Genomic DNA, 26576 nt, shown 5'->3' on the forward strand with positions numbered 1-26576 from the left:
GAAGCCTTCTACCCGGTCCTTACTTCACCAGCTTGTCGATCGCGGCGGCGAAGGTCTCGAAGGACTGCGCGCCGCTGATGGTGGCCGCGCCCTCGTTGAGGACGAAGGTCGGGGTGGCCTCCACCTTGTACTTGTCCTGGCCGACCAGACGGCTCTGCAGGATGCCGTCGGCCAGCGCCTGGTTGGCCATGCAGGCGTTGATGACCTGCTCGCTCATGCCGGCGAGCTTGCCGTACTGGGCCAGCGCCTTGACCGGGTCGGCCGCGCGGCTCCACTGGCCCTGGCTCTTGAACAGAACGTCGAGCAGCGGGTAATAGCGCTCCGCCGGGGCGCAGCGGGCCAGCATGGAGGCGCGCAGCGCCGCCTGGTCGAACGGGAAGTCGCGGAAGATCAGCTTCGCCTTGCCGGTGTCGATGTAGGCTTCCTTGATCTTCGGCAGCGTCTCGGTGTGGAAGGCGGCGCAGTGCGGGCAGGTCATCGACGAATAGTCGAGGATCGTCACCGGCGCGTTGGGGTTGCCGAGCACCCGGTCGGCCAGCAGGTCGGCGGTCGAGGCTGCCGGAGCCTGCGCCGTCTGCACGGGCGGCTGCACCGGCAGAGTCTGTCCGTTCGACGGCCGGGAGCCGACGACGGCGAGCCCGATGATCAGCGTCATGCCGACCGCGATCAGGGCGGCAATGCCCAAAAGGTTGCGGTTCACTTTGGCCTCATCCCTACCAGATGTTGATGGTATAATCGAAACTCCCCTTTTGCGGCAAGAGTATGGCCCAGCCCGAGCCGGCTCCCGCCCACAAGGGGATCGCTTGATGGCTAGCGGCGGCGCGGCGCCGGACGCGGACGGGCCAGCAGCGACCGCCCGAAGCGCTCCAGCGTGGCCCGCAACTCCTCGTCCTCCACCGTGGCGGTGGTGGTCATCACCGACAATTCCTCGTCCATGGTCAGGTCGCGCGGGCGCACCGTCGGCTTCTGGATGGTCAGCGGGGCGGCGTGGATCAGCTTGATCTTCGCCACCGCGCGGTATCCGAAGAAGCCGTTGATCCGCTCCACGATCTGCGGTTCCAGATGCTGAAGCTCCAGCGCGATGGCGCCCATGGCGCGGATGTGCAGGACGGCGTCCTCCCGCTTGCCGCGCGGGAAGCTCAGCTTGTCGGGGGCGGTGCGCAGGCTCAGCTGGTGGCCGACGATGGACGGCCAGTCGTTGATGAGCGAGCCGAAGGCCAGCCCGCGCTTGCCCAGCGCCTTTCCGGCCACCTCGGGGACGGTCTGGCCGATTCGCCGCGGTCCGTTCATGTCAAGGCTTCCTGGTCGGGGCTTCCTGGTGATCGTCCGCGCACCCTAGCGCAAGCGGGCGGGACTGCGCCAGCGCCCCCGCAGGTGCCCCTTTATCGGCAGTCATGTTCGCCCTATGTCTTGCCGCCATGACGACGCCTCTCCACACCGCCCCAAAGAGCGCCCCCAGCGACGCCGCCCCGCGGCTGCTCTCCTGGTACGATCACAACCGCCGCGACCTGCCCTGGCGCGCCAAGCCGGGGGAGGTCGCCGACCCCTACCGGGTCTGGCTGTCGGAGATCATGCTGCAGCAGACCACGGTGCCCGCCGCGGCGCCCTATTTCCGCGCCTTCACCGAACGCTGGCCGACGGTGCGCGATCTCGCGGTGGCGCCGCTGGACGACGTTCTGGTGGCCTGGGCCGGGCTCGGCTACTATGCGCGGGCGCGCAACCTGCACAAATGTGCGCAGGTGGTGGTGGCGGAGCGGGCAGGGCACTTTCCCGACAAGGAGGTGGCTCTGCTGGAGTTGCCGGGCATCGGCGCCTACACCGCGGCGGCGATCACCGCCATTGCCTTCGGCCACAAGGCGACGGTGGTGGACGGCAATGTGGAGCGGGTGGTCTCCCGCGTGTTCGCCGTCGAGGAACCGCTTCCCGGCGTGAAGCCCAAGCTGCGCGCGCTGGCTGCCCTCCTGACGCCGGACGAGCGGCCCGGCGACTATGCCCAGGCGATGATGGATCTTGGCGCCACGGTCTGCACGCCGCGCAAGCCGAAATGCATGCTCTGTCCCTGGTCGGACTGGTGCGCCGCCCGCGCCGCCGGCATCCAGGAGCAGCTTCCCCGCAAGGCCGCCAAGGCGGACAAGCCGACCCGGCGCGGCGTCGCCTTCTGGCTGATCAACCCGGAGGGGGCCGTGCTGCTGCGCCGCCGGGCGGAGGAGGGGCTGCTGGGCGGCATGACCGAAGTGCCCTCCACCCCTTGGGCCGGCCACGCGCCGAGCGAGGCGGAAATCGCGGCGACGGCCCCGCTGAATCGGTCCTGGCGCCGCCTGCCGGGCGCGGTCCGCCATACTTTCAGCCATTTTCACCTCGAACTTGAGGTCGTCGCGGCCAAGGCCGGCGACGGCTGGCGGATGGCCGAGGGGCTGTGGGTTCCGGTGGACCGGCTGGGCGGGCAGGCCCTTCCCTCCGTCATGATGAAGGTGGTGCGTCACGCCCTGGCTCACGCGTAAACGGGGCGCACGCGTAAATGGAAGGCGGACGGAGCGAGATGAGGCGGCGGACGATCCTGACCCTGCCGGCCTTCCTGGCCGGCGCATGGCTTGCCGGACCCCTGCGGGCCGAGTCCGAGGCGAAGACAGGCTCGGTCCCCGCCGGGCGTCGCGTCGCCTTGGAACTGGTTCTGGCGGTGGACGGGTCGGCTTCGATCACCGACGGGGACCTGGAGTTCCAGTTGCAGGGGCATGCCGCGGCCTTCCGCGATCCGGATGTCAGCGACGCGGTGACCGCGGGTGGAGCCGCGGCGACCCTGGTGGTCTTCTCCGGCCCGCACAGCCTGCGCGTGCTGGTGCCCTGGACTCCGCTGACCAGCGCGGAGGAGGTGGCCGCCTTCGCGAGCCGGATCGACAAGGCGCCGCGCGGATTCCAAGGGGATTCCACGGCGCTGGGCAGCGCCATCGAAGAATCGGCGAAGCTGTTCGCCGGCAACGGATTCGACGCCGCGCGCAAGGTCATCGACATCGTGTCGAACGGCTTCTCCAACAGCGGCCCGGACCCCGCGGGAGTCCGTGACCGGGTCGAGCGGCAGGGGGTCACCATCAACGCCCTGGCCATCCTCGACGAGTTTCCGTGGCTGGAAGAGTACTACCAGGAGAATGTCGTCGGCGGCATGAATGGATTTGTGAAGACGGCGATGGACCGCAGCAGTTTCGTCGAGGCGCTCCGGCAAAAACTCATCCAGGAAATCGCCGCTCTTCCTGCACCGCGCTCGGTTATCACCGCAGCTAATTTCTAAGCGCCGCCGCGCAATAGGCCCGAATTTTGGAAAATCGTCTGGAGGAATAACGCCGGGTCAGGCAAGTTTACCGCTGCGTGCACAACGTCGGCAAAAAAACTCCCCTGGGATGTTTTTTGGCGTGCGTCGCGTCCGGAATGGTGCTCTGGAACGGTGATATGAACGATCATAGGCCGGTGGATTCGGGCGACATCGCGGTAGCGGACATCGTGGCGGCGTCGGGCACGGCTGTCACCGGGAAAGCCATCGCCCATGATGCGGCTCCCCTTCCCGACGCCCAGACGGCTGCAGCGGCCAATCGCTCCAGGGGAAAGCTCCGTCTGCAGGCTGTGGCGATGATGCTCGCCGCCGTCGTCGTCCTGGTGCTGGGGGTGCTGACGGCGGTGGTCGGTTCGGCCTTCATCGGCATCGTCGGCATTGCGGAGGAGGCGCGCGACGTCACCATGCCGCGCGCCGGCGCACAGCACCGCGACGCTCTGACCGCCGCCGAGCTGAGCCGGCTCGCCGAGGTGATCCTGAACAGCCGCGACCGCGCCCGCCGCGCTGCCGCCCTGGACGAGGTGGAGGCGCTGGCCGGCCGGTTCGCCCTGGTGGTCGACGAGGAGGTCCGGGACAAGCTCGACCGCGCTCTGGACGCCGTGCGGCGCAGCAACCATCGCGCCGACCTGATCGACGCGCTGTCCGCCAGCATCCGCGAGCAGATCGCCGGGGCGGACGACGCGCTGGCCGGTGCCACCGCGCTGCTGGCCGAGCCGGACAAGGCGGTCCAGGACTATGCCTTCCTCAGCAACCTGTACCATCTGCGCCGCCTCTACGGGCAGGCGGCAGCCAGCGAAACGGCGGAGCGGCTGGCGCTGGTGGACAGCGAGGTCATCGGGCTGCTGCGCAACCAGCAAGCCCTGCTGGACAGTCTCTCCAGCATGAGGACCGGGCCGGCGGCTCAGCCCAACCGGCTCGCCGTCCTTCTGGACCGGTTCACGGCGGCGCACGCGGTGATCGACCTGCAACGCGGGCGTCTTTCCGTGCTGGCCCAGGTTCGGCAGGACGGCGATCTCGCCTATCGCCAACTGAAGACGCTGGCCGACAGTCTGTCCAGCGACGCCGCCGTGACCACCTTGCTGATGACCGACCGCATCGTCGCGGACGGCTGGCGCGGCTTGTGGACCGGGGTGGCCGGGATCGCTGCAGCGATCCTGCTGCTGGGCCTCGTGACGGCGCTGCTGCGCCGCCATGTGATAGCACCGGTAATGCGCCTCAGCGATACGTTGCACGCTTTGCAACGAAACCCGCGGGTGATTGCTCTGCCGCCGGCCTCGCTGGAGGAGTTCGACCGCATCGATGCGGCGGTGGAGCGGTTCGCCGAAATGATGACCGCGCTGCACCGGCAAACCGAGGCTTTGCAGGCGAGTGAAGCGCGGCTGAGTGCCATCCTGCAATCCTCGCCCTTTCCCATCGTCATCGCGCGGCGCAGCGACGGGCGCATCCTGTTCGCCAATGCTCCCGCTGCGGAGCTTCTGGAAACCACCGGCTCCGCCCTGCTGGAGCTTGCGGTGCCGGATTTCCTGGAGGCTTCGGCCGATTGGGAGGGAATCGCCGACGGCATGTTCCTCCGTGGCCGGCGGCCGGACGTCGAGACGCGGCTGAGAACCGCGGAGGGCCGACCCTTCTGGGGTGTGTTGTCGGCGATGGCGATGGATCACGACGGTGTGGAATCGCTGTTCGTGGCTCTTCATGACATCTCCGCGCGCAAGTACGCCGAAAAGGCGCTGGTCGCCGCAAAGGAGGAGGCGGAGCGCGCGCTGCATGACCTCCGGCGGGTCCAAAGGAGCCTCGTCCAGGCGGAGAAGCTGGCGTCGCTGGGGGCGCTGGTGGCCGGAGTGGCGCACGAGATCAACACGCCCATGGGAATCGGCGTGACCGCCGCCAGCCATCTTGCCGAACAGGCGCGGCAGTTCAAGGCCGGCTTGGCGGATGGGCAACTGCGCCGCCGTGACCTGGAGGAGTTCGTGGACCGGATCGAGGAGGGAGCCTCCATCATCCTGGGCAATCTGGAGCGCGCCTGCACGCTGGTGCAGAGCTTCAAGCAGGTCGCCGTGGACCAGACGTCGGAGACGCAGCGGCCCTTCGAACTGCGCGGCTATCTGGACGGCGTGCTCGGCAGCCTAGCCCCGCAGCTGAAAGGCACCGGGCATCGGGTGACGCTGGACTGTCCGGACGGGCTGATCATGGACAGCTATCCCGGCGCCCTGTCGCAGGTCGTGTCGAATCTCGTCATCAACGCGCTGCTGCACGCCTTCCGGCCCGACGTACCGGGGACCATCGCCATCGCCGTGCGCGCCGACGGTCCGTCCTCCGCCGGCGCGGCGAGCGTCGTGCTGGACGTCGTCGACGACGGCCGCGGCATTCCGCCGGACCAGATCGAGCGCATTTTCGAGCCCTTCTTCACCACGCGCCGCGCCGAAGGCGGCAGCGGGCTCGGCCTGCACATCGTCTACAACATCGTCACCGGAACGCTCGGCGGGCGCGTCGCCGTGGCGTCGCGGCCGGGGGCCGGCTGCCGCTTCACCATCCACCTGCCGCTGACCGCGTCGCCCATGGCGCCGCCCGCCGTCACCGCCGGCCGCGTCGCGGCGGTGCAGAAGGAGCCCGCCTGACGGGTCAGCTCCGGGCGCGCTCGATCTCGACGCCGACGCTGGCGGCGTCCGGGAACACGTCCAGCTTCTCCACCCGCACCTTGACGCTGGCGATCCGCTCGTCGGACAGGCAGCGCTCGGCGATCCGTTCGGCCAGCGTTTCGATCAGGGTGACGTGGCCCTGGCTGACCAGCCCCTTCACCACCGCCGCCATGTCTTCGCCGGTGACGCCGGGGGCGGCGATCTCCAGGTCGAGGCTCAGGCGGATGCGCTGCGGCTTGATCCGTTCGTGGGCATAGACGCCGATCAGCGCATCCATGACCAGATCGCGCACGAAGCAACGGGTGGAAAGCGCCGCCGGGGCCGAGCGGGGCGCCGGAGCGGTGACGGTGGCGAAGAGCTTGTTCATGGCGCACACGCCTATCACGCCGTCCCCGTCCTGCCAAGGCATGCGGGCGGCGCTCGATGAAGGGCTCCAATGCTGAACTTGCGCGAACGGGGCGGCGTGAGCGGCCGCCCCGCGTCAGGTCCGGCGCCGGGAATCAGGCGGAGGCTTCGGAGCGGATGCGCTCGCGCAGCACGTCGATGGGGCGCAGGTCACCGCCGTCCTCATAGTGCCAGAAGGTCCAGCCGTTGCAGGCCGGCAGACCGGCCATGGCGGCCCCCACCTGATGGATGGAGCCGCGATGCTCGCCACGCGGGCCGGCCCCGATCAGCGTGCCGTCGGCGCGCACGCGGGCGACCACCCGGCGGCGCAGGTCGAACAGCGACGTGCCGGGGCGCAGCAGGCCGCGCTCCACCACCCAGCCGAAGGGGATGCGCGGGGCGGACCGCTTTGGCGGCGTGTCGAGAACGGCGGCGTCGGGGGCCTCCTCCACCGCCTCGATGCGGGCGGTCGCCGCCTTGGCGTAGGTCGCGTCGCGCTCCAGCCCGATCCAGTTTCGGCCGAGCCGCTTCGCCACGGCACCCGTGGTGCCGGTGCCGAAGAAGGGATCGAGCACCGTGTCGCCAGGGCGGGAGGAGGACAGGATGACGCGGTAGAGAAGCGATTCCGGCTTCTGCGTCGGGTGGGCCTTGCGGCCGTCCTCGTCGCGCAGGCGCTCCGCGCCGTTGCAGATCGGCAGCAGCCAGTCGCTGCGCATCTGCAGATCGTCGTTCAGCGCCTTCATGGCGTCGTAGTTGAAGCGGTAGCGGGCGTCCTTCTCGCGCGAGGCCCAGATCATGGTCTCATGCGCGTTGGCGAAGCGCGTGCCGCGGAAGTTCGGCATCGGGTTGGTCTTGCGCCACACGATGTCGTTCAGAATCCAGAAGCCCAGATTCTGCAGCGTGGCGCCGACACGGAAGATGTTGTGGTAGCTGCCGATCACCCACAACGATCCCTCGGGTTTCAGGATGCGGCGGGCCGCGGCGAGCCAGTCCCGCGTGAAGCGGTCGTAGGTCTCGAAATCCTCGAACTTGTCCCAGTCCTCCTCCACTCCGTCAACACGGGAGTGGTTCGGGCGCAAGAGTTCGCCCCCCAATTGGAGGTTATAAGGCGGATCGGCAAAGACAAGGTCCACCGATTCAGCCGGCATTTCATTCATGAGGGCGATGCAATCGCCCACGAGAATTTTGTTCAGGGGGAGCATTGACGAAACCAAAACAGCGAATCAGTCGTTGGGACAATGATTCGCCGCCGAGTCGCCGTCAACTGATTTCTTGCCCCGGAATCGCGGCGGTCAGCCGGCCCGTTCGATTTGGGCGCGGACTGGTGCAAAAGTGACTCGGTGGTGGGACGTGACGCCGTGGCGGCGCAGCGCCTCCAGATGCTCCGGCGTCGGGTAGCCGGCGTTGCGGTCCCAGCCGTATTCGGGGTGAAGCTCCGCCAGCCGCATCATCTCGCGGTCGCGCGCCACCTTGGCGACGATGGAAGCCGCGGCGATCGACTGGCTGCGCCCGTCGCCCTTGACGATGGCCTCCATCAGGCAGGACAGGTCCGGCTTGAACTTCCCGTCGATCAGCGCGACGGCGGGCGGCTCGCCGGGCAGCGCCTCGTAGGCACGCTTCATGGCCAGCAGTGTGGCCTTGTGGATGTTGAGGTCATCGATCTCCGCCGCGGACGCCTCGGCCAGAGCGACGGCCAGGGCGTGGGCGCGGATCTCCGGCTCCAGCGCCTCGCGGGCGCGCAGGCTCAGCGCCTTGCTGTCGTTGATGGCGCGGGCCAGCGCGTCGGGCAGGCCGCCCGCCGGCAGCACCACGGCGGCGGTGACCACGGGGCCGGCGAGCGGGCCGCGCCCCACCTCGTCGATGCCGCAGACCAGCCGGCCCTGGCCCAGCGCGGTTTCGAAGGACAGATCGGGTTGCGGGCGGGGAGCTTTGACGCGGACGGCTTTGGCGGTGGTCTTGGACGTCATGGCGAGTCGGTTCTTGCGGGTTCGGCGTGGTGGGGCAGGAGCCGTCCGCCGGACAGTTGCTCGATGTAGATGCGCGTCAGCGAGCGCAGGATGGGCGGCATCGTCTCGATGGCCTTGGCGAACTGGTCCTTGCGGATGATTTCGCAGACCGTGGCCTCCAGCGCAACGACGGTCGCGGCGCGGGGGCGGTTGGCGAGGAGGGCCAGTTCCCCGAAGATCCGCCCCGGTCCCAGCACGCCGAGGTCGGTGCCGTCGCGCTGCACGCCGACCGAGCCGGACTGGATCAGATAGGCCGCCGTTCCGGCGTCCCCCTGGCGGAAGAAGCTGTGGCCGCGGCGGAACATGCGGCGGTCGGCCACCGTGGCGAAGGAATCGGAGGAGCGGATCGCGGCGCCGCCCTCCTGCCGCTCGGGCTGGGACAGGCCATAGCTGCGGCGGATCGCGGCGACGAGGCTTTCCAGCAGGTAGGAGGCCAGCGGCGGGCAGCGCCCGCGCAGTGCGCGGAAGGTGTCGCGGGACAGTTCCACCGTTTCGACGGCGGTCAGGGCGCGCACCGTGGCGCTGCGCAGCCCGTCGTCGAGCAGCGCCATCTCCCCGACGATGGCGTTGGCGCCGACGGTGCCCAGGCGGCGGGGGCCGTCCGGGCCGTCCAGCAGAACCTCCAACTCGCCCGACTGGATCAGCCACGCGCAGTCCCCGGCCTCGCCCTGGCGGATCAGCACGGTGTCCGCGGCGATGCGCCGCGTGGGAAGGTCGGGTCCGCGTCTGGTCATCGCCGGTTCCATCGGTCCGGGCCTGCCGCCCATGTTCTGCACAGGTTCATGTTCCGCACAGGTTAGCGCGAATGCCGGTCCGGTTCAGGCGAATTTCCGGTGATGCTTGGCGGAGGCCGCCGGCTGCGCTATGCATGGCGCCCTCAAATCGAGAGGCCGGAAGTCATGACCACCACCGCCACCACCGAATGCCCCTGCCGTTCCGGCAAGCCGCTGGACGCCTGCTGCGGCCCCTATCTGGACGGCAGTGCGCCGGCGCCGACCGCCGAAGCGCTGATGCGGTCGCGTTACTCGGCGTTCGCCTGCGGGAAGATCGACTATCTGCAGGAGACGCTGCTGCCGGAGACCCGCGAGGACTTCGACCGCAAGGAGATCGAGACCTGGGCCGCCAACAGTCAGTGGACCGGCCTCGAAGTCCGCGCCACCGAAGCTGGCGGGGCGGAGGACGAGGACGGCGTGGTCGAGTTCGTCGCCCACTTCACCATGAACGGCAAGCAGCAGAAGCACCACGAGACCAGCCGCTTCACCAAGCGGGACGGCCGCTGGTTCTATGTGGACGGCACCTTGGGCGCCCGCCCGCGCAGCGGCCCCAAGGTCGGGCGGAACGATCCCTGCCCCTGCGGCAGCGGCAAGAAATACAAGAAGTGCTGCGGAGCCGCCTGACAGCCCAGTCGAGAGGGGCGGTCTTGACGGGCCGGTCTTGACCGACAATCCGCCGAATCTCGCAGCAATTGCGATATTTTTGGTCGCCCGGACACCGCCGGGCGGCCCTCGGCCGTGTTTTTGCCGAATCTTTCTTTCCGGCGCGCGCGATCTCAATTGAAAAGCGCGGCGGAACGGATCATCTTCGGGGGGCCATGTTCCGCCGGTTGGGGCATGGCCTATCACGACAGATGAGACCACGTATGTTCGACCGTCCGCAGCGCAACAGCTTCCGCGCTCCCGAGATCACCCAGCGCAACATCCGCGCCACCGTCAAGTGGTTCAACGCGACCAAGGGCTTCGGCTTCGTCACGCCCGAAGACGGCTCGCCGGATGCCTTCCTGCATTCCACGGTTCTGCAGTTCTGCGGACACGACAGCCTGCCCGAGGGTGCCACCATCACCTGTGACCTGTCCCGCGGCCCGAAGGGCCCGCAGGTCGCCACGATCCATGACGTCGACACCTCGACCGCCAGCGAGTCCCCGCGCCCGGCGGCGCGCGCTCCGCGCGGCGACAGCTACGGCGGCGGCTACGGCGGCGGCAGCAGCTATGGCGGTGGCGGCAGCTACGGCGGCGGCGCCGGCGGCGCCGAGGAGACGGTCGACGGCACCGTGAAGTGGTTCAACGTGTCCAAGGGCTTCGGCTTCATCGCCCCGTCCACCGGTGGCAAGGACATCTTCGTTCACATCCGCGCTCTGGAGCGTTCGGGCCTGGACGTGCTTGCCGATGGCGAGCAGGTGCGGGTGACCGTCCGCCAGGGCGTCAAGGGTCCGGAAGCGCAGCGCGTCGAAGTGGTCTGACGTCGAACAGCCGGGTGTGAGGGGGCGGGGCGGACCCATCCCCACACGCCCGGTCGCGGAAGCAGCACCATTCCCATCACCGTCACGATCCGCCCATTGGGTCCGAGACGGTGCGCGGGGCACAAAGAAAAAGCCCGCCGTTCCAATGGAACGGCGGGCTTTTTTGTTTCACCTCTTGGGGGTGCGGCTTGTTACGGCCGCCCGATCAGCGTGCCCATCAGGCGGGTGCGGATGGCGGCGACGGCGCAGTCCAGCGGGCGGTCGGCGTCCGGCTTCGACGGGGCGGCGGCCACGTCCGGGCACAGGTCCTCGATCCGCCAGGCGCGCGGCAGCGGGGGCGGGGTGGCGTGCGGGTCGCAGGTCGCCGGGTCGGGGTGGGTTTCCTCGCTGTTGTCGTTGGCCGGCTTGATCTCCAGGTTCGGCGACACGCCGAAGCAGTCGACCAGTCCGCCGGACGGGCGGAAGTAGCGCGCGGTGGTCAGGCGGATGCCGATGTCGCCGGACAGCGACGAGATGGTCTGCACCGAGCCCTTGCCATAGCTGCGCGTGCCGAACAGCAGCGCCCGGCTGTGGTCCTGAAGGGCGCCCGCCACGATCTCCGACGCCGAGGCCGACCCGCTGTTGATCAGCAGGACGATGGGCAGCCCGGCCAGCAGGTCCCCCGGCGTGCCGGTGTAGCGGCGGTTCTCGTCCGGGTCGCGACCGCGCACCGACACGATGTCCACCGCCTCCAGGAAGCGGTCGGCGACGTTCACCGCCTGGTCGAGCAGGCCGCCGGGGTTGTTGCGCAGGTCCAGCACAGCGCCGGCCAGCCGGCCATGGGCCTGCCGGCGCATCTCCTCCACCGCATCGTCGAGCGCGTGGGAGGTCTGCTGGTTGAAGGCGGCGATGCGGATGTAGGCGACGTCGCCCTCCAGCCGGTAGCGCACGGGCTGGATCTTCACGATGGCGCGGGTCAGCGACACGCGGAACGGCGCGTCGGGAGCGCTGTTTCCACCGCCAGCGCCGTTGCGCCGCATGGTCAGGGCGACGGAGGTGCCGACCGGGCCGCGCATGCGCGCCACCGCGTCGCGCAGATTCATGCCCTTGACCTGCGCCTCGTCGATCCGGGCGATCAGGTCGCCGGTGCGCAGCCCGGCGCGGGCGGCGGGGGAGCCGTCGATCGGGGACACGACGCGGATCAGGCCGCTGTCCTCGTCCATCGTCACCTCGATGCCCAGCCCGCCGAACTCGCCCTGGGTCTGCTCCCGCATGTAGCGGAAATGCTCCGAATCGAGGAAGGCCGAGTAGGGGTCGAGGGAGGTCAGCATCGCGTCCAGCGCCGCCTCGGTCAGCACCCGGTCGGTCGCCCCCGGCTCCTCCTTCTTCTTCTTCTGGAGGCCGGCAACGGCCTTTTCGACCAGAACCTGCGGCGTGCCCGGCTTCACATGCTCGGCCAGCACGCGGCGCAGGACGTCGGAGAAGAGGAGGTAGTTGCGGTCCGCCGGGGAGGGGAGGGTGGAGGTCCCCTTGGCCTTCGCGAACTCCTGCCGGTAATGGTCCAGCGCGATGCTGGTGTCGGCGCGGGAGGCGGGCACGACCGCACAGGCGGGTCCCATCGCCACCATCAGCAGCAACAGCGCCGCCAGCAGTTTCGCCATCCTGCGCCCCTCTTGACTGACCGGCCCGGCCGGCGGAATCAAAGCCATCAACGCGACTGCAAGCCTTATTGTACCAGGGGTTTCGCCTGCCGGACGCCCGAGGCCGGTGCGTATGTGCTTTCGTACGGCGGAACATGGCCTTCCGGCCGGCTCCGCCGGTCGTCCATCCGCAACCTAGCACGTTGACCGGGCAATCTCAAATCCTGCCCCCTGATGCCGCGGGACCCGTCGCCTCGCGCAGGATAGGATATATGTCTCCACCCTTCACGCCGCCACTCTCCGGGCGGGGGAGAGCGCTGGCGCGGGGATTCTACGCCTTAATAGGCACCTTTTCCGCTGAGCATCACGCCGACCGTGCGCAGCAGGATGCGGATGTCGCCCCACAGGCTCCACCCCAGCAGATAGGCGGTGTCGAGCTGGACTCGCCGGCCATAATCCACGTCGTTGCGGCCGCTGACCTGCCACAGCCCGGTCAGTCCGGGGCGGCACCGCATGTAGAAGGGGAAGCAGACGTGATAGCGCTCCACCTCCTCCTGCACGATGGGGCGCGGGCCGACCAGACTCATGTCGCCGGTCAGGACGTTGAAGAGCTGCGGCAGCTCGTCCAGGCTGGTGCGGCGCAGGAAGCGGCCGATCCAGGTGATGCGGGGATCGTTGCGCAGCTTGCGCGTGGCCTCCCACTCGGCGCGGGCCTCCGCGTCGGATTCGATCAGCCTCTCGAAGACCTCCGGCGCGTTGACGACCATGGAGCGGAACTTCCAGCAGGTGAAGTCCCGGCCCTCCGTTCCGATGCGCCGGTGGCCGAACACCGCGGGGCCGCCGTCCAGTGTGATGAGAAGCCCGACGATCAGCATCAGCGGTCCGAAGAACAGGATCAGCCCGACCGCCCCCACGAGGTCGAAGGCCCGTTTCACCCGGTTGCGGTGCAGCGGTGCCGTGGTCGGCAGACGCGCGACCAGCTCCGCGGCGGACGCCGTGCCGGCGAGCGTCGCCGGTTCCAGCGGTGCAGCACCCAACTGGATGGACTGCGGAATACCCATCGATCCCCCGTACTCACAATTCGGCTGGCGGAAACACGACCGCCTTCCGGGGGAGGCAACGCGTGAGGCGCGTCCGGGGTCCCCCGGCTGGGCCGATCCGCCGCAGTTCCATTGCGGTACGCCGGGCGGTGCGAGCGAAGCCGAGGGGGTGCCCCTTTCGGCGCAAGCGGAGGCTCAGCAGATGCGGGGAAGCTGCTCGCCGGACAGCCAATCCACAATGCGCTTGCCGCCGAAGCGCGTTTGCATCTGCACGAAGCGGTGCGAATCCTCGACCACCGTGCCGATGATGGCCGCATCGCCCCCCAGCGGATGGGCGCGCATGGCCGCCAGAAGGCGCTCGGCGTCCTCGGCTGTGCAGATGGCGATCAGCTTGCCTTCGTTGGCGACGTAGAGCGGGTCGAGCCCGAGCAGTTCGCAGGCGGCCGCGACCTCCGCCTTCAGCGGGATGTCGGCCTCGCGCAGCAGCATGCCGACTCCCGACTGGTGGGCGATCTCGTTCAGCGTCGTCGCCAGACCGCCGCGAGTCGGGTCGCGCAGGACATGCACGTCCGGCACCGCCGCGACCATGCCGGCAACCAGCCCGTGCAGCGCCGCGCTGTCCGACCGGACGTCCGTCTCGAAGCTGAGATTCTCGCGGGTGGACATGATGGCGACGCCGTGGTCGCCCATGGTGCCGCTGACCAGAATCGCGTCGCCGGGCCGCGCCCGCTCGCCGGACGGGGCGACGCCGGGTGGCACCACGCCGATGCCGGTGGTGGTGATGAAGACGCCGTCGCCCTTGCCGCGCTCCACCACCTTGGTGTCGCCGGTCACGATGGATACGCCGGCCTCGCGCGCGGCGTGGGCGATGCTGTCCACCAGCCGCTTCAGGTCGGCCAGCGGGAAGCCTTCCTCCAGAATGAAGCCGGCGGTCAGATAGAGCGGCACCGCCCCGGCCATGGCGACGTCGTTCACCGTGCCGTGCACGGCCAGCGAGCCGATGTCACCGCCGGGAAAGAACAGGGGCGAGACGACGAAGCCGTCGGTCGTCACCACCATCCGCCCGGCGGGCGGATCGAAGGCCGCCTGGTCGTTGCCCTGGTCGAGCAGCGGGTTGGCGAAGGCGGCGGCGAACAGCTCCCGCACCAGCTGGGCCATGGCCTTGCCGCCCGATCCGTGGCTCATGTCCACGGCGCCGCGGGCGAGGTCGAGCTTGCGGGTGAAGAGGCGGCGGTCGGTCATGGCGGGGTCCACACAGTCAGGCGGCGGATCAGGCGGCGGGAGTCAGAGTGCCGGTTTCGGCGAGCAGGGCGAGCGTGCGCTCCGCCTCCTCCGGGTCGAGCTTGGACAGGGCGTAGCCGACATGCACGATGACGTAGTCGCCCACCGCCACCCCTTCGACCAGCGCCAGGGAGCAGACGACCTTCACCCCGCCCAGACTGACGGTGGCGCGGTCGTCCTCCAGAAGCTCGATCACGCGGGCGGGGACGGCGAGGCACATGGGGGCGGTCCTTCCTCAAGCAAACTCTGCATGGCGATCCAGGCCTGTCCCAGGCTGAGCCCGCCGTCGTTGGCCGGTGCCTGGCGCGGCAGCAGCGCGGTGACCCCGCGCGCCGCGAAGCCGGTGCTCAGCCCCTGCGCCAGCACGGCGTTCATCAGGCAGCCGCCGGACAGGGCGATGCGGTCGAGGCCGCGCGCCGCCAGTTCCGGCATGGCCCAAGCGACCAGCGCCGCGGCCAGGGTGCCATGGAACCGGTCGGCCCCCTCCTGCGCATTGATCTGCAACAAACTCTCCAGCAGGAAGGTGAGGTCCAGCACGCCGCCGTCGATCCGCCAGCCGCCCTCCAGCACCGTGGGGCTGCGGACCAGCGATTCCAGGGCCATCGGCGCCTCGCCCTCGAAGCCGGCGACGGAGCGCACGCCCAACAGGCCGCAGGCGGCGTCGAACCAGCGCCCGCAGGAGCTGGTGGGCGGCGCGTTGATGCCGCCCTCGATCATCCGCCGCACGCCGTCCGCCGGGCCGCAGGCGGCGAAGCGCCCGACGATCTCCGCGCCGCGCCCCATGCGGGCCAGCGCCGCCGCCGCCATGCGCCAGGGCTGGCGCGCCGCGACATCGCCGCCCGGCTGGGCCAGCGGCGCCAGATGGCCGAGGCGCGTGAAGCCGGTGCCGTCCAGCAGCAGCATTTCCCCGCCCCAGGACCCGCCGTCCGTCCCCAGCCCGAACCCGTCCAGCGCCAGCCCCAGCGCCGGACCGTTCACGCCGTGTTCGGCCAGCACCGCCGCGATGTGGGCGTGGTGGTGCTGCACCGGCAGCGTCGGCAGGCCGAGCGATTCGGCGAAGCGGGTGCTCTGGAAGTCGGGGTGCAGGTCGTGGGCGACGGCCACCGGCTCCACCGCCAGGATGCGGCGCAGATGGGCGGCGCTCTCCTCCAGGAATTCCAGGGTCGCGGCGTTGTCGAGGTCGCCGATGTGCTGGCTGAGGAAGGCTTCGTTGCCGCGGGTCAGGCAAACGGTGGCCTTCAGGTGCCCGCCGACCGCCAGCACCGACGGTCCGGAGCGCGGCAGGCGGATGGGCACCGGCGCATGACCGCGCCCCCGCCGCAGGAACGCCGGCGCGCTTGCCAACACCCGCATCACGCTATCGTCGGCGCGGATCAGGATGTCTCGGTCGTGGTCGACGATCAGGTCTGCGATGCCATGCAGTCGTTGCCGGGCCTCGTCGTTGCCGATGGCGAGCGGCTCCCCGCCGGGGTTGGCGGAGGTCATGACCAGCGCGAGATCCTGCGGCCGCTCCAGCCACGCCGTGCCGTCCGGGCGTCCGGCGGCCTCGTGGAACAGCAGATATTGAATGGGCGTGTAGGGCAGCATGACGCCCAACCAGGCAAGACCAGGGGCGATGGCGTCGGGAAGGGAGGCACCGTCCCGCCGCCGCACCAGCACCACCGGCCGCGCCATCCCCTCCAGCAACGTCCGCTCCGCCGTTCCCACCTCCACGAACCGCTCTGCGGACACGGCGTTGGCGACCATCAGGGCGAAGGGCTTGCCGTTGCGCTGCTTGCGCGCGCGCAACCGTTCCACCGCCGCCGCGTCGAACGCGTTGCAGGCGAGGTGGAAGCCGCCCAGCCCCTTGATCGCGACGATCCGTCCGCCGCGCAGCGCGGCCAGCACCTCCTCGATGGAATGGGACAGGCGCGGGCCGCAGGCTGGGCAGGCGGTCGGCTGGGCGTGGAAGCGGCGGTCGGCGGGGTCGGCGTATTCGGCGGCGCAGTCCGGGCAGAGGGGAAAGCCCGCCATGGCGGTCTGCGGCCGGTCGTAGGGCAGGGCGCGCGTGATGGTGAAGCGCGGCCCGCAATGGGTGCAGTTGAGGAACGGGTAGCGGTAGCGCCGGTCCGCCGGGTCGAACAGCTCGGCCAGACAGGCCGGGCAGACGGCGGCGTCGGGGGCGATCCCGGTGGTTACCGCGCCGTGCTGCGACGCAAGGATGGCGAAACCCGCCTCGTCGGGGCGGATGGGGCAATCTTCCGCTTCGACCGCGTCGATCCGCGCCAGCGGCGGGGCGTCCTTCGCGAACGCCGCCAGAAAGCGCTCCAGAGCCTCGCCCTGCACCTCCGCCAGCACCCCGGCCCCGTCGTTCAGCACCCAGCCGGTCAGGGCGAGGCGGTGCGCCAGCCCATGCAGGAAGGGCCGGAAGCCGACCCCCTGCACCTGCCCACGGACCCGGACGCGCAGCCGTTTCACCGCGCTGCGACCGCCACGCCCGCGCCGATCATCAACGTGCCGGCGCCCTGGTTGAGTGCCTTCATGGCCCGCTCGCTGCGGAACAGGTGACGGGCGCGCGACGCCGCCATGGCGTAGGTCAGCAGGACGGCGCTTAACACGCCCACCACGATCGCGGCCATCAGCACGGCGTCGGTGGCCGAGACGCGGGTAAGGTCCACGAAGGCCGGGAGAAAGGCCATGTAGAACAGGATGGTCTTCGGGTTGGAGAGGGTCAGGGCCAGCCCGCTGGCGAAACCTCGCAACTGCGCACCCTCGGCCTCCGGCAGGTCTCCACCGAGGGTGACGGGCGCGCGCCACGTGCGGATGCCCAGCCAGATCAGATAGCTGGCGGCGGCGAAGCGCAGCAGGGTGAACAGCTCCTCGAAGGCGTGGGCGACGGCGGCCAGCCCGCCGAGGGCGAGCGCCAGCAGCACGAGGTCGCCCACCACCATCCCGGCGAGGAAGCCCAGATTGCGCCGCCATCCCAGGGCGAGGGAACGGGCGACCACGGCGAAGATGCCCGGACCGGGGGTGGCCATGAAATACAGGCAGGCCCCGGCCATCAGGAGGAAATCGGCGGGCCTCATGCGCCGCGTCCCGCCACCGCCTTCGCAAGCCCCTCCGCGATCCAGCCGTACCAATCCTCAAGCCCTTTCCCGGTGGTCGCGGAAACCTCGATCACGCGCAGGTTCGGCTTCAACTGGCGGGCGTAGGCGATCATGCGCGCCACGTCGAAGGTCAAATGCGGCAGCAGATCGATCTTGTTGACCAGCAACAGGTCGGCGCCGGCGAACATCGCCGGGTATTTCAGCGGCTTGTCCTCCCCCTCCGTCACAGAGAGCACGACGACCTTGTGCGCCTCGCCGAGGTCGAAGCCGGCCGGGCAGACGAGGTTGCCGACATTCTCGATGAACAGGATACTGCCCACCTCCACCGGCAGGCGCCCCACAGCCTGGGTGACCATCTGGGCGTCGAGGTGACAGCCCTTGCCGGTGTTGACCTGGATGGCCGGCGTGCCGGTGGCGCGGATGCGGTCGGCGTCGAAGGAGGTCTGCTGGTCGCCTTCGATCACCGCCATCGGGAAGTTCCCCTTCAGGTCGGTCAGCGTGCGGGTCAGCAGGGTCGTCTTGCCCGAACCGGGGCTGGACATCAGGTTCAGCACGAACACGCCCTTCGCCGCGAACAGCTGGCGGTTCACCGCGGCGAAGCTGTCGTTCTTGGCGAGGATGTCCTGTTCGATGGCGACCAGTCGGGTCTGCGACATGCCCGGCACCTCCGTCCCCGCCGGGCCGCGGCCGAGGTCGATGGTCCCATGGTCGTGCCCATGATCATGGCCATGGTCGTCGCCGTGCGTGTGCCGGTAGACCTTGCCGTCCGGACCGACATGCTCGTGGCTGTGGCCATGGTGATCATGATGATGGTCGTGACCATGGTGGTGGTGATGGCCGTGCGCGTGGCCGGCTTCGATTTTGGTTTCGCCTTCGGCGCAGCCGCAGACCGTGCACATCACTCCACCTCCAGTTCCTTGACGCGCATTTCCTCGCCACCGGTCACCATCAGCTGGTGGCCGCCGCATTCGGGGCAGGGGGCCGACCGCTCGGGCAGCGGGACCGGCTTCTCGCAGGACAGGCAGAAGGCCTGACCCGACGGGCGTTCGATGTCCAGGACGGCGCCTTCCGCGATGGTGCCGCGGCTGACCGCGTCGAAGCCGAAGGCGATGGCCTGCGGTTCGACGTGGGACAGGGTGCCGATGACCAGCCGCACCGTCTTCACCGTCGTGAAGCCTTGGGCCGCGGCCTGATCGCGGATCACGTCGATGATGCCTTGGCTGAGCGCCAGCTCGTGCATGGGTCAGTCCTCGTCCTGAATCGTGATGGCGGAGGCCACGCAGGGATCGAGTGCGGCCACCAACAGGCCGGCACGCTCGGCCAGACCCGCGTCGGCCGAAGCATCGGCCAAGCCCCGGGCCAGCGGCCCGTCCGCGGCGAAGTTCCATTCGGTCGGCGCTGCGATGCGATAATCGGCGATGCGACCGTCCTCAAGCCGCAGCCAGTGGGCAAGCCGCCCGCGGGCCGTCTCCACGACGCCGCTTCCCGTACCGAGCAGAGTGGCGTCGGCTTCGGCATCGGGGACCGGCTCGGCGTCGTTCAAGCGCTCCACCCACGATGCCAAGCGCTCCGCCAGTCCCGCCAGCTCCACCAGCCGGGCGGCGGCATGAGCGGCGAGACCGGAGCCGTGCCGGGCCAGCAACGCGGCGACCAGCGGATGCGCGGTCCGGCGGGCCAGCGGCCCGGTGTGGGCCGGGGCACCGTCCTGCCGGGGACGCTCGGAGAACACCGCGTCGACGGACAGCCGCTCGCCGAACCAGCCCGCCGGATGCGGCTCCAGCGCCGCCACGCCGCAGGCGCCGAAGCCCGCCATGCCCGGTGCCAGGACGCGGCGCATCAACCGGGCCGCACCGGTTCCGCCCGCCTCGGCCCAGCGCTCCAACGCCGCCACGTCGGTGGGAGCCGGGGCGGCGAAGACGGCGCGCTCCACCCCCTTGCGCAGGGCCGCGATGGCGGCGGTCAGGGCGGCGCGGTCGGGCCGCAGGGAGCCGCCGCCGGGACGCAGACCATCACGGGCCGGGTAGAGCGCGGGATGGATCGCCGCGGCCGCGGCGCGCAGGCCCGCCAACTCCTTGGGCTGCGGCGCTTCACCGAGCCGCGCCGGCCAGTCCATCAGAACTTGCCAGGCGTGGTTCGTCGCGGCTTCCGCCTCGGCCAGCAGGGCGCGGGCGGTGGTGTGCGGGTGGGCGTCGAGACCGAGCGCATCCTCAAAAGCCTCAAGCGCGGCCAGCGACTGGGCGGTGCCGCACAGGCTGAAGAGCAGCGGCACGAGGCGCATCGCCTCGTCGGGCGTGCGTCCGCACAGGGCGCGGGCGGCGGCGGGACGGCGGACCTGCACCGCGATGGTGCGCACCCGCCCGGCGGCGGTCTCCAGTCGCACCGACACGCTGCCTTCCAGCCCGGCGCCCGCCACGCTCATCGGCGCGCTCGTCCGAACAGGGAGCGGCGGGACAGGGCGGGCTTCGCCGCCTCCCCATCGCTTGCCGGCGGCGGTTCGGTCTGTGGCGCCGGTTGCTGCGGCTCCCGCATCAGATGGTCGAGCGCCAGAACGGCGGCGGCGCGGGCGTCCTCCTGATCGGTGAACACATTCATGGCCGAGGCGAGCGGGATCACCGCCAGCGTTCCCAGGACCCCCACCCGCGCCGCGGTGAAGCGGTAGGCACCGGAGGGCAGGGCGATCTCCACCTTGTCGCCGTCGCGCCGATCCGCCCACAAGGCGGCATCGCGCGGGATCAGCACGGCGTTCAGGAACCAGGGGGCGATGACGCAGCCGACCCAGCCCGGCCCATGGGGGCGGAAGCCCAGCGCCTCGACCGCCAGGGCGGCGTTGCAAATGGGAACGCCGGCCATGTCGCGCTCCGCGATCAGGCGGTAGCTGGCGGTCAGGGCGGCAACCCGCAAGTCCATGGGATCGGCGCCCGACGGCGCCGAAACGGTGAAGCCATGCTGCGGGCCGCCGCAACCCGGGCAGCGCCAATAGTCGGGCAGACCGCCGAAGGGCGTTCCCGGCGGCACCTCCCGCCCCGGATCGCCCGCCGTGGGGTCGTAGACGGCGCCGCAGGCAGCGCAGGCGGGGCGCGCGTCGGCGGCGAAGCCCGCCTCGGGGCCGCCGGGGGTCATGCGGTTGCCTTTTCCATGAGGTCGGCGAACAGGTGGTCCACGTTCTCCCCCTTCGCCGCCAGCAGGATGGCGTCCAGCGCGCGGTTCAGCGACTCCACCTCTTCGACTTCCAGCGGGCGGACGGCGCGGTCGAGATGGACGAGGACCCAGCCGCCTTCCGGGACCTCGTCGATCAGCATGACGTTGACGCGCCGTTCCTCGCCCCGGCCGGCGCAGCGCGCGGTGAAGCCGTCGGTCTCCAGGACCTGCATCGGAATGCCGAGACACATGCGCGCGCCCTCACGCGGGGAAGCCAACTCGTCAGGATGATGTCAGTTCGACTGCGGCATCTTGACCGGGGGTTGAATCCGCACATTGATGTGCGTCAAACATGCGGTCCGACGTAATTTCATGGCGCTCCGCCATTTCCAATCGGAACGGTTCTGCTAAAGTGGCGACCGCTTCGCGCGCGATGGGGTAGGGGTCGGTCGTGCGCCGCTCAACGATACAGCAGGGGTTTTCACGGATGAAACGTTTCGCTCTCGCGTCGGTCACCGCGGCGGCGGCCCTGGCCGCGCTGCCCAACGCGGCGCTCGCCCACACCTTCGGCGCCCACGATGCCGGGTTCGTCCATGGGTTCATGCACCCGGTCGGCGGCTGGGACCACCTGCTGGCGATGGTCGCCGTCGGCCTGTGGGCCGCGCAGCGCGGCGGCAAGGCCCTGTGGGCGCTGCCGGTGGCCTTCGTCGGCGCGATGATCGGCGGCGGCCTGCTGGGGGTGGCCGGCATCGACCTGCCGCAGGTGGAGCTTGGCATCGTCCTGTCCGTGGTCGCCCTGGGCGCCCTGATCGCCCTGCAGTCCCGCCTGCCGCTGCTGGCCTCCGCCGGTGTGGTCGCCCTGTTCGCCGTGTTCCACGGCCATGCCCATGGCGCCGAGATGCCGGAGGCGGCGCAGCCGCTGCTCTACGGCCTGGGCTTTGCCCTGTCGACCGCGCTGCTGCACGGTGCCGGCATCGGTGCCGCCCTGTCGCTGCGCCGTCTGGTGGAAGGCCGCAAGGGCGCCCTGGCTCTGCGCGGCACGGGTGCGGTGGTCGGTCTGGCCGGCGTGGCGCTGCTCGCGCTGGGCTGATCCGGGACGCCTCCCAGGACACCCGATTCGGCATCGAAGGCTCGGCGGAGCGCTCCGCCGGGCCTTTTCCTTGTCCAGATCTTTGTGGATTCCGGTAAGGAATCCAGGTGTTTGGCGACGTGCGCGCAGCACTCTTCCCCGGCGGGTCCAGGACGGCCATGCTGGGCGCCGACCGTCCTGAAGGGGAACCACGCCGATGACACCGCCGACCTTCGCCTCCCTGCGCAACGCCCTGCTCGCCCTGGCCGTCGCACTTCCCGCCGGTGCCGTGCTGGCTCCTGCCGTGCCGGCCCTCGCGGAGGTTCCGGGCCAGCAGCGGACCCAGGCGCCGGGCTTCTACCGGATGGCCATCGGCGACTTCGAGGTCACCGCGCTGTATGACGGCTTCATCGACCTCGACCGCAAGATCCTCAGCGGCGCCAGCGCCGACGACATCCAGGGCCTGCTCGCCCGGATGTTCCTGGCCGACACGCCGGGCGTCCAGACGGCGGTGAACGCCTATCTGGTGCACACCGGCACGAATCTCGTCCTGGTGGACACCGGGACGGCCAAGGCCTTCGGCCCGGCGCTGGGCTTCATCGCCGACAACATCCGCGCCGCCGGCTACAACCCGGAACAGGTCGATACGGTTCTGCTGACCCACCTGCACCCGGACCATGCCAACGGCCTGCTGCGTCCGGACGGCGCCATGCTGTTCCCCAACGCCACGGTCCATGTCGCCAAGGCCGACGCCGACTTCTGGCTGAACGAGGAGGTGGCGGCCAAGGCCCCGGCCGACAGCCAGCCCTTCTTCGCCATGGCCCGTGCGGCGGTGGCGCCCTACGCGGCGGCGGGCAAGCTGAAGCCCTACCAGCCCGGCGACAGCCTGGTTCCCGGCGTTGAATCGGTGGCGGCCTACGGCCACACGCCGGGGCACAGCGGTTACCTGTTCACGTCGGGGGAGCGCAGCATCCTGATGTGGGGCGACATCGTGCACAGCCATTCCGTGCAGTTCGCCCGCCCGGAGGTCGTCATCGAGTTCGACGCCGACAAGGCGCAGGCCGTCGCTTCCCGCAAGAAGATCTTCGCCGACGCCGCAGCGCAGAAGCTGTGGGTGGCCGGCGCCCATCTGCCCTTCCCCGGCATCGGCCATGTCCGCACCGAAGGCAAGGGCTACGCCTGGGTCCCGGTGGAGTTCGGCCCGATCCGCGCCGACCGCTGAGGATCGATCGTGATCGCCACGCTCAGTTTCGGGGCGTGGCGGTCACGCCGAGGCGGGCCAACTCCTCGACGATCATCGTCACCATCCGCGGAATCATCGCCTCGATCTCCGGCGACATCATCAGGCCGGTGCCGAGCGCCATCGGCACGCAGCCGACCACCGTCACGCTCTCCGGCGCCTCGTCCTGCAGGCGCAGCGAGGCCAGCAGATCGCTGAGGCCGAGTTGATGGGGCGACAGCTTGCCCTTGAAATAGGCCGGAACCTCGTCGCCGCGCAGCACCGTCAGGCTGGCCGGCGGCGCGCCGGTCTTCACCGCGTCCACCGCGATCAGGTGCTTGTGGCTGGCGATCAGGTCCAGCATGTCCATGCCGCAGGTGCCGCCGTCCACCACGCTGACGTGATCGGGCACGCCCCAGGCGGCGTCGAAGGCCTCCATGGCGCGCACGCCCACCCCTTCGTCCATCAGGAGAATGTTGCCGAGGCCGAGGACGAGGATGGACATGACGCGGGGACTCCGTTCGACGGTTTTGAAACAGAAGGATGGGGTGGGACCGGCACCGGGCGCCGTGAACTGGATCAATCGACCGGTGTGACGACGCGAAAAGCCCCTCCTCCGCGGGGAGGAGGGGCTTTCGGCCGGTCAGAAGGCTTGGGTCAGACGACCTTCACCTGGTAGTGCGACTTCGTTTCCGTGTCGGTCAGGTGCACGGCGCAGGCCAGGCACGGGTCGAAGCTGTGCAGGGTGCGGATGATCTCCAGCGGCTGGTCGGCGACCGCCACCGGGTTGTCGATCAGCGCCGCCTCGTAGGCCGAGATGTTCCCGTCCTCGTCGCGCGGGCCGGCGTTCCAGGTGGTCGGCACGACCGCCTGATAGTTCTTGATCTTGCCGTTCTCGATCACGACCCAGTGCGAGAGCATGCCGCGCGGCGCCTCGTGGAAGCCGAAGCCGCGGATCTCGCCCTTCGGGAAGACCGGCTTGTTGAAGGTCTTGGTGTCGCCCTTCGCGATGTTCTCCATCAGCAGTGTCCACTGGTTCTGCAACTCCTCGTGCAGGACCACGCACCGCACCGCGCGGGCGGCGTGGCGGCCGATTGTGGAGTGCAGCGCGTCGACGCCCACCTTGCTGCCGAGATGGCCGGACACCGCGTCGAGCACCGCGTTGACCCAGAACTGCGTGCGCTGGTGGCCCGAGGCGTACATGCCCAGCACGTTGGCCAGCGGGCCGACCTGGGCGCGCTTGTCGTAGAAGGTCGGCGACTTGATCCAGCTGTACTTGCCGTCGTCCTGCCAGTCGGTGAAGTTCGGGATCGTCTCGCCGTCGTAGGGGTGCAGGGGACCCTTGCCGCCCTGGTACCAGGAATGCTTCACGCTCTCCTTCACGCCCTTCTCGAAGTAGGGGTCGTGGAAGTCCTTGATCGGGGTGAACTTGGCGAGGTCGCCGCCGTCGATGTAGCCGGCGGGCAGGGCGAAGGTGGTGCCCTTGGTGTCCAGCGGCATGTCCGGGATGGACAGGTAGTTCACCACGCCGCGTCCATACTGCGTCCAGTCGGCGTAGAAGGCCCCGATGGCCGCCACGTCGGGGATGTAGACCTGGGTGATGAAGTCGCCCACCTCGTCGATCAGCTGCTTGATGTACATCAGCTTTTCGAGGGTCAGGGTGGACTGGCTGTCCATGTTGATCGGGTTGGTGACGCCGCCGACCGCCATGTTCTGGATGTGCGGGGTCTTGGAGCCGAGGATCGCCACCACCTTGTTCATGCGCCGCTGGTAGTCGAGCGCCTGGAGGTAGTGGGACGCCGCCATCAGGTTGGCTTCCGGCGTCAGCTTCATCGCCGGATGGCCCCAGTAGCCCGAGCCGAAGATGCCGAGCTGGCCGGAATTGATGAAGGCCTGCAGCTTCTTCTGCGCGGTGGCGAATTCCTGCGTGCTGTTCCGCGGCCAGCCGGAGATCGACTGGGCCAGCTTGGCGGTCGCCGCGGGGTCGGCCTTCAGCGCCGACACGATGTCCACGAAGTCGAGCGCGGACAGGTGGTAGAAATGGACGATGTGATCGTGGACGTTGTGGGCGCCCTGGATCATGTTGCGGATGTACTGGGCGTTGAGCGGCACCTCCAGCTTCAGCGCGTTCTCCACCGCGCGGACGGAGGTGATGGCGTGCACCGTGGTGCAGACGCCGCAGATGCGCTGGGCGAAGACCCAGGCGTCGCGCGGGTCCTTGCCCTGAAGGATCAGCTCGATGCCGCGCCACATCTGGCCCGACGCCCAGGCGTTGGTGACCTTGCCGCCGTCCACTTCACAATCGACCCGCAGGTGACCCTCGATGCGGGTGACCGGATCTACAACAACTCGCTGAGCCATAACGACAGTCTCCTAAACTCAGCCGTGCTCGGGATGGACGGCGTGCATGACGGGCAGCTTCTTCACGAAGAGGAGATACAGCGCGATCTCCAGCGCGAAGACGCCGACGGTGACCATGATTTCCTTGACCGAGGGGAAGTAGTGCCAAGGACCGACCGCCGGCGTGAAGCCGATGAGATAGACGTTCAGGCGGTAGAGGATGCCCGCCGCCAGCAGGAGCGAGGCCGCCAGGAACAGCGCCCGCGACCGGTTGCGGTTGGCCTTGGGGATCAGCAGCACGAGGCCGGAGATCATCAGCGCCATCTCCACCACGAACCAGCCGGACTGCGGGCCGCCGAAGATCTGGCCGATCTGGCCGCGCACAATCAGGTCGACGAAGCGCAGCACGACGAACAGCGAGGCGACGACCAGCATCAGGCCCGACAGCTTCGACAGCACCGGCGTTTCCATCGGGCGGCGGAAGTTCAGCGAGGCCATGACCGATTCCCAGACCACGATGGCGAAGCCCATCAGGATGGCGGTCAGCAGGAAGAAGACCGGCAGCATCTGCGACTGCCACAGCGGCGACAGCTTGTGCCCGACGATGACCATCATGGTGCCGAGCGACGACTGGTGCATCGTCGGCAGCAGAACGCCCAGCGCGATGAAGACCCACAGCACCTTGTTCAGCTTGGCGCGCAGCCCCTCGATGCCGAAGCGCTCCAGGAAGGCCGGGGCGAACTCCACCACCAGCACCAGCGTGTAGGTCGCCACGCACAGGCCGACCTCCAGCATCACCGAGTTCGGCTGCGCGTACCACGGCAGCATCATGTGGTAGAAGTTCCAGTAGCGCCCCAGATCGACCAGCACCGCCAGACCGGCGAGGCCGTAGCCGAACAGGCTGGCCAGCACCGCCGGACGGACCAGCGGGTGGTACTCGCCGCGGTTCAGGATGTAGCAGAGCAGCGCGATGACGTAGCCGGCGCAGCCGAAGGCCGAGCCGATCACCACGTCGATGGCCACCCAGATGCCCCAGGGATAGCCGTCGTTCAGGTTGGACGCGGCGGCCAGGCCCTGCGTGTAGCGCTGGAACAGGATGACGCCGGCGACGGCGACCAGGGCGGCGCAGATCAGGAAGGGAAGGGTGAGGACCCGGCCGCCGAGCGGCTGATGCTCATGAGCTTGTGAAGACATGGCGTG

General features: G+C 69.6%; 27 protein-coding genes. 7 read left to right on the plus strand and 20 right to left on the minus strand.

Annotation, left to right across the window (positions count from 1 at the left end; translation table 11 throughout):
- Positions 1–19: 19 nt before the first annotated feature.
- Together DS837_RS13320 and DS837_RS13325 are read right to left on the minus strand one after the other, a co-directional pair.
- A complete protein-coding gene (locus DS837_RS13320; protein ID WP_247889915.1) occupies positions 20–700 on the minus strand; it encodes a DsbA family protein in 681 nt (226 codons plus the stop codon).
- 110 nt (positions 701–810) lie between these two features.
- Positions 811–1290, minus strand: coding sequence for a DUF721 domain-containing protein (locus DS837_RS13325; RefSeq protein ID WP_149165195.1), 480 nt, complete (start codon positions 1288–1290; stop codon positions 811–813).
- A gap of 128 nt (positions 1291–1418) precedes the next feature.
- Here DS837_RS13325 and mutY point away from each other — a divergent pair, with 128 nt between their 5' ends.
- The 3 genes from mutY (at position 1419) to DS837_RS13340 (ending at position 5937) form a co-directional block, all read left to right on the plus strand.
- Entirely contained in the window at positions 1419–2501 is a 1083-nt protein-coding gene (mutY, locus tag DS837_RS13330; protein WP_149165196.1) for an A/G-specific adenine glycosylase, read from the plus strand.
- A 38-nt stretch (positions 2502–2539) separates the two neighbouring features.
- Positions 2540–3283, plus strand: a complete 744-nt coding sequence (locus tag DS837_RS13335; RefSeq protein WP_149165197.1) for a DUF1194 domain-containing protein — start codon at positions 2540–2542, stop codon at positions 3281–3283.
- A gap of 158 nt (positions 3284–3441) precedes the next feature.
- The gene (locus DS837_RS13340) at positions 3442–5937 is read left to right on the plus strand and encodes a sensor histidine kinase (RefSeq protein WP_149165198.1); all 2496 of its coding nucleotides are present in this window, start codon (positions 3442–3444) and stop codon (positions 5935–5937) included.
- A gap of 4 nt (positions 5938–5941) precedes the next feature.
- Here the strand turns inward: DS837_RS13340 and DS837_RS13345 are convergent, their stop codons facing one another.
- The 4 genes from DS837_RS13345 to DS837_RS13360 all read right to left on the minus strand — a co-directional run bounded on the left by DS837_RS13345 (position 5942) and on the right by DS837_RS13360 (position 9082).
- Complete coding sequence (locus DS837_RS13345; RefSeq protein WP_247889916.1) at positions 5942–6325, minus strand: dihydroneopterin aldolase; 384 nt, start codon at positions 6323–6325, stop codon at positions 5942–5944.
- Between the two features lie 133 nt (positions 6326–6458).
- A complete protein-coding gene (locus tag DS837_RS13350) occupies positions 6459–7544 on the minus strand; it encodes a site-specific DNA-methyltransferase (protein ID WP_149165200.1) in 1086 nt (361 codons plus the stop codon).
- Positions 7545–7634: 90 nt separating this feature from the next.
- A complete protein-coding gene (locus DS837_RS13355) occupies positions 7635–8309 on the minus strand; it encodes a ribonuclease HII (RefSeq protein ID WP_149165201.1) in 675 nt (224 codons plus the stop codon).
- Positions 8306–9082 (minus strand): cyclic nucleotide-binding domain-containing protein, encoded by a 777-nt coding sequence (locus tag DS837_RS13360; RefSeq protein ID WP_247889917.1) that lies wholly within the window; start codon positions 9080–9082, stop codon positions 8306–8308. The genes DS837_RS13355 and DS837_RS13360 overlap by 4 nt, the downstream gene beginning before the upstream one ends.
- Positions 9083–9247: 165 nt before the next feature.
- On the opposite strand from DS837_RS13360, the gene DS837_RS13365 reads away from it, so the two are divergent.
- Both DS837_RS13365 and DS837_RS13370 read left to right on the plus strand, forming a co-directional pair.
- The gene (locus tag DS837_RS13365) at positions 9248–9745 is read left to right on the plus strand and encodes a YchJ family protein (RefSeq protein WP_149165202.1); all 498 of its coding nucleotides are present in this window, start codon (positions 9248–9250) and stop codon (positions 9743–9745) included.
- Positions 9746–9987: 242 nt separating this feature from the next.
- Complete coding sequence (locus DS837_RS13370) at positions 9988–10584, plus strand: cold-shock protein (RefSeq protein ID WP_149165203.1); 597 nt, start codon at positions 9988–9990, stop codon at positions 10582–10584.
- A gap of 191 nt (positions 10585–10775) precedes the next feature.
- Here DS837_RS13370 and DS837_RS13375 read toward each other — a convergent pair whose 3' ends face one another.
- The 11 genes from DS837_RS13375 to DS837_RS13425 all read right to left on the minus strand — a co-directional run bounded on the left by DS837_RS13375 (position 10776) and on the right by DS837_RS13425 (position 20999).
- Positions 10776–12224, minus strand: a complete 1449-nt coding sequence (locus DS837_RS13375; protein WP_149165204.1) for a S41 family peptidase — start codon at positions 12222–12224, stop codon at positions 10776–10778.
- A gap of 317 nt (positions 12225–12541) precedes the next feature.
- The gene (locus DS837_RS13380; RefSeq protein WP_149165205.1) at positions 12542–13264 is read right to left on the minus strand and encodes a sugar transferase; all 723 of its coding nucleotides are present in this window, start codon (positions 13262–13264) and stop codon (positions 12542–12544) included.
- Between the two features lie 174 nt (positions 13265–13438).
- On the minus strand, positions 13439–14485 hold the full coding sequence (gene hypE / locus DS837_RS13385) for a hydrogenase expression/formation protein HypE (RefSeq protein WP_149165206.1): 1047 nt from the start codon (positions 14483–14485) through the stop codon (positions 13439–13441).
- A 28-nt stretch (positions 14486–14513) separates the two neighbouring features.
- A complete protein-coding gene (locus tag DS837_RS13390; RefSeq protein WP_149165207.1) occupies positions 14514–14744 on the minus strand; it encodes a HypC/HybG/HupF family hydrogenase formation chaperone in 231 nt (76 codons plus the stop codon).
- On the minus strand, positions 14717–16981 hold the full coding sequence (gene hypF, locus DS837_RS13395; RefSeq protein ID WP_149165208.1) for a carbamoyltransferase HypF: 2265 nt from the start codon (positions 16979–16981) through the stop codon (positions 14717–14719). The genes DS837_RS13390 and hypF overlap by 28 nt, the downstream gene beginning before the upstream one ends.
- A complete protein-coding gene (locus tag DS837_RS13400; RefSeq protein ID WP_149165209.1) occupies positions 16978–17589 on the minus strand; it encodes a LysE family translocator in 612 nt (203 codons plus the stop codon). Before DS837_RS13400 ends, hypF begins: the two co-directional genes overlap by 4 nt.
- On the minus strand, positions 17586–18509 hold the full coding sequence (gene hypB / locus DS837_RS13405; RefSeq protein ID WP_149165210.1) for a hydrogenase nickel incorporation protein HypB: 924 nt from the start codon (positions 18507–18509) through the stop codon (positions 17586–17588). The genes DS837_RS13400 and hypB overlap by 4 nt, the downstream gene beginning before the upstream one ends.
- Positions 18509–18850: a hydrogenase maturation nickel metallochaperone HypA gene (gene hypA / locus DS837_RS13410; protein ID WP_149165211.1), complete on the minus strand. Its 342-nt coding sequence runs from the start codon at positions 18848–18850 to the stop codon at positions 18509–18511. Before hypA ends, hypB begins: the two co-directional genes overlap by 1 nt.
- Positions 18851–18853: 3 nt before the next feature.
- Positions 18854–20029: a nickel-dependent hydrogenase large subunit gene (locus tag DS837_RS13415; protein WP_149165212.1), complete on the minus strand. Its 1176-nt coding sequence runs from the start codon at positions 20027–20029 to the stop codon at positions 18854–18856.
- Entirely contained in the window at positions 20026–20730 is a 705-nt protein-coding gene (hybE, locus tag DS837_RS13420) for a [NiFe]-hydrogenase assembly chaperone HybE (protein ID WP_149165213.1), read from the minus strand. Before hybE ends, DS837_RS13415 begins: the two co-directional genes overlap by 4 nt.
- On the minus strand, positions 20727–20999 hold the full coding sequence (locus DS837_RS13425; RefSeq protein WP_149165214.1) for a HypC/HybG/HupF family hydrogenase formation chaperone: 273 nt from the start codon (positions 20997–20999) through the stop codon (positions 20727–20729). The genes hybE and DS837_RS13425 overlap by 4 nt, the downstream gene beginning before the upstream one ends.
- 236 nt (positions 21000–21235) lie before the next feature.
- Between DS837_RS13425 and DS837_RS13435 the strand changes: the two genes are divergently transcribed.
- Together DS837_RS13435 and DS837_RS13440 are read left to right on the plus strand one after the other, a co-directional pair.
- A complete protein-coding gene (locus DS837_RS13435; RefSeq protein ID WP_149165216.1) occupies positions 21236–21838 on the plus strand; it encodes a HupE/UreJ family protein in 603 nt (200 codons plus the stop codon).
- 196 nt (positions 21839–22034) lie between these two features.
- Complete coding sequence (locus DS837_RS13440; RefSeq protein ID WP_149165217.1) at positions 22035–23039, plus strand: MBL fold metallo-hydrolase; 1005 nt, start codon at positions 22035–22037, stop codon at positions 23037–23039.
- A gap of 22 nt (positions 23040–23061) precedes the next feature.
- Here the strand turns inward: DS837_RS13440 and DS837_RS13445 are convergent, their stop codons facing one another.
- The 3 genes from DS837_RS13445 to hybB all read right to left on the minus strand — a co-directional run bounded on the left by DS837_RS13445 (position 23062) and on the right by hybB (position 26570).
- Positions 23062–23541: a HyaD/HybD family hydrogenase maturation endopeptidase gene (locus DS837_RS13445; protein ID WP_149165218.1), complete on the minus strand. Its 480-nt coding sequence runs from the start codon at positions 23539–23541 to the stop codon at positions 23062–23064.
- Between the two features lie 152 nt (positions 23542–23693).
- Positions 23694–25397 carry a nickel-dependent hydrogenase large subunit gene (locus tag DS837_RS13450; protein WP_149165219.1) on the minus strand — a complete coding sequence of 568 codons (1704 nt, stop codon included), beginning with the start codon at positions 25395–25397 and terminating at the stop codon, positions 23694–23696.
- Between the two features lie 18 nt (positions 25398–25415).
- Positions 25416–26570 carry a Ni/Fe-hydrogenase cytochrome b subunit gene (gene hybB, locus DS837_RS13455; protein WP_149165220.1) on the minus strand — a complete coding sequence of 385 codons (1155 nt, stop codon included), beginning with the start codon at positions 26568–26570 and terminating at the stop codon, positions 25416–25418.
- Positions 26571–26576: the final 6 nt, after the last annotated feature.

The sequence above is a fragment of the Azospirillum brasilense genome, from assembly GCF_008365405.1.
Taxonomy (GTDB): Bacteria; Pseudomonadota; Alphaproteobacteria; order Azospirillales; family Azospirillaceae; genus Azospirillum; species Azospirillum brasilense_D.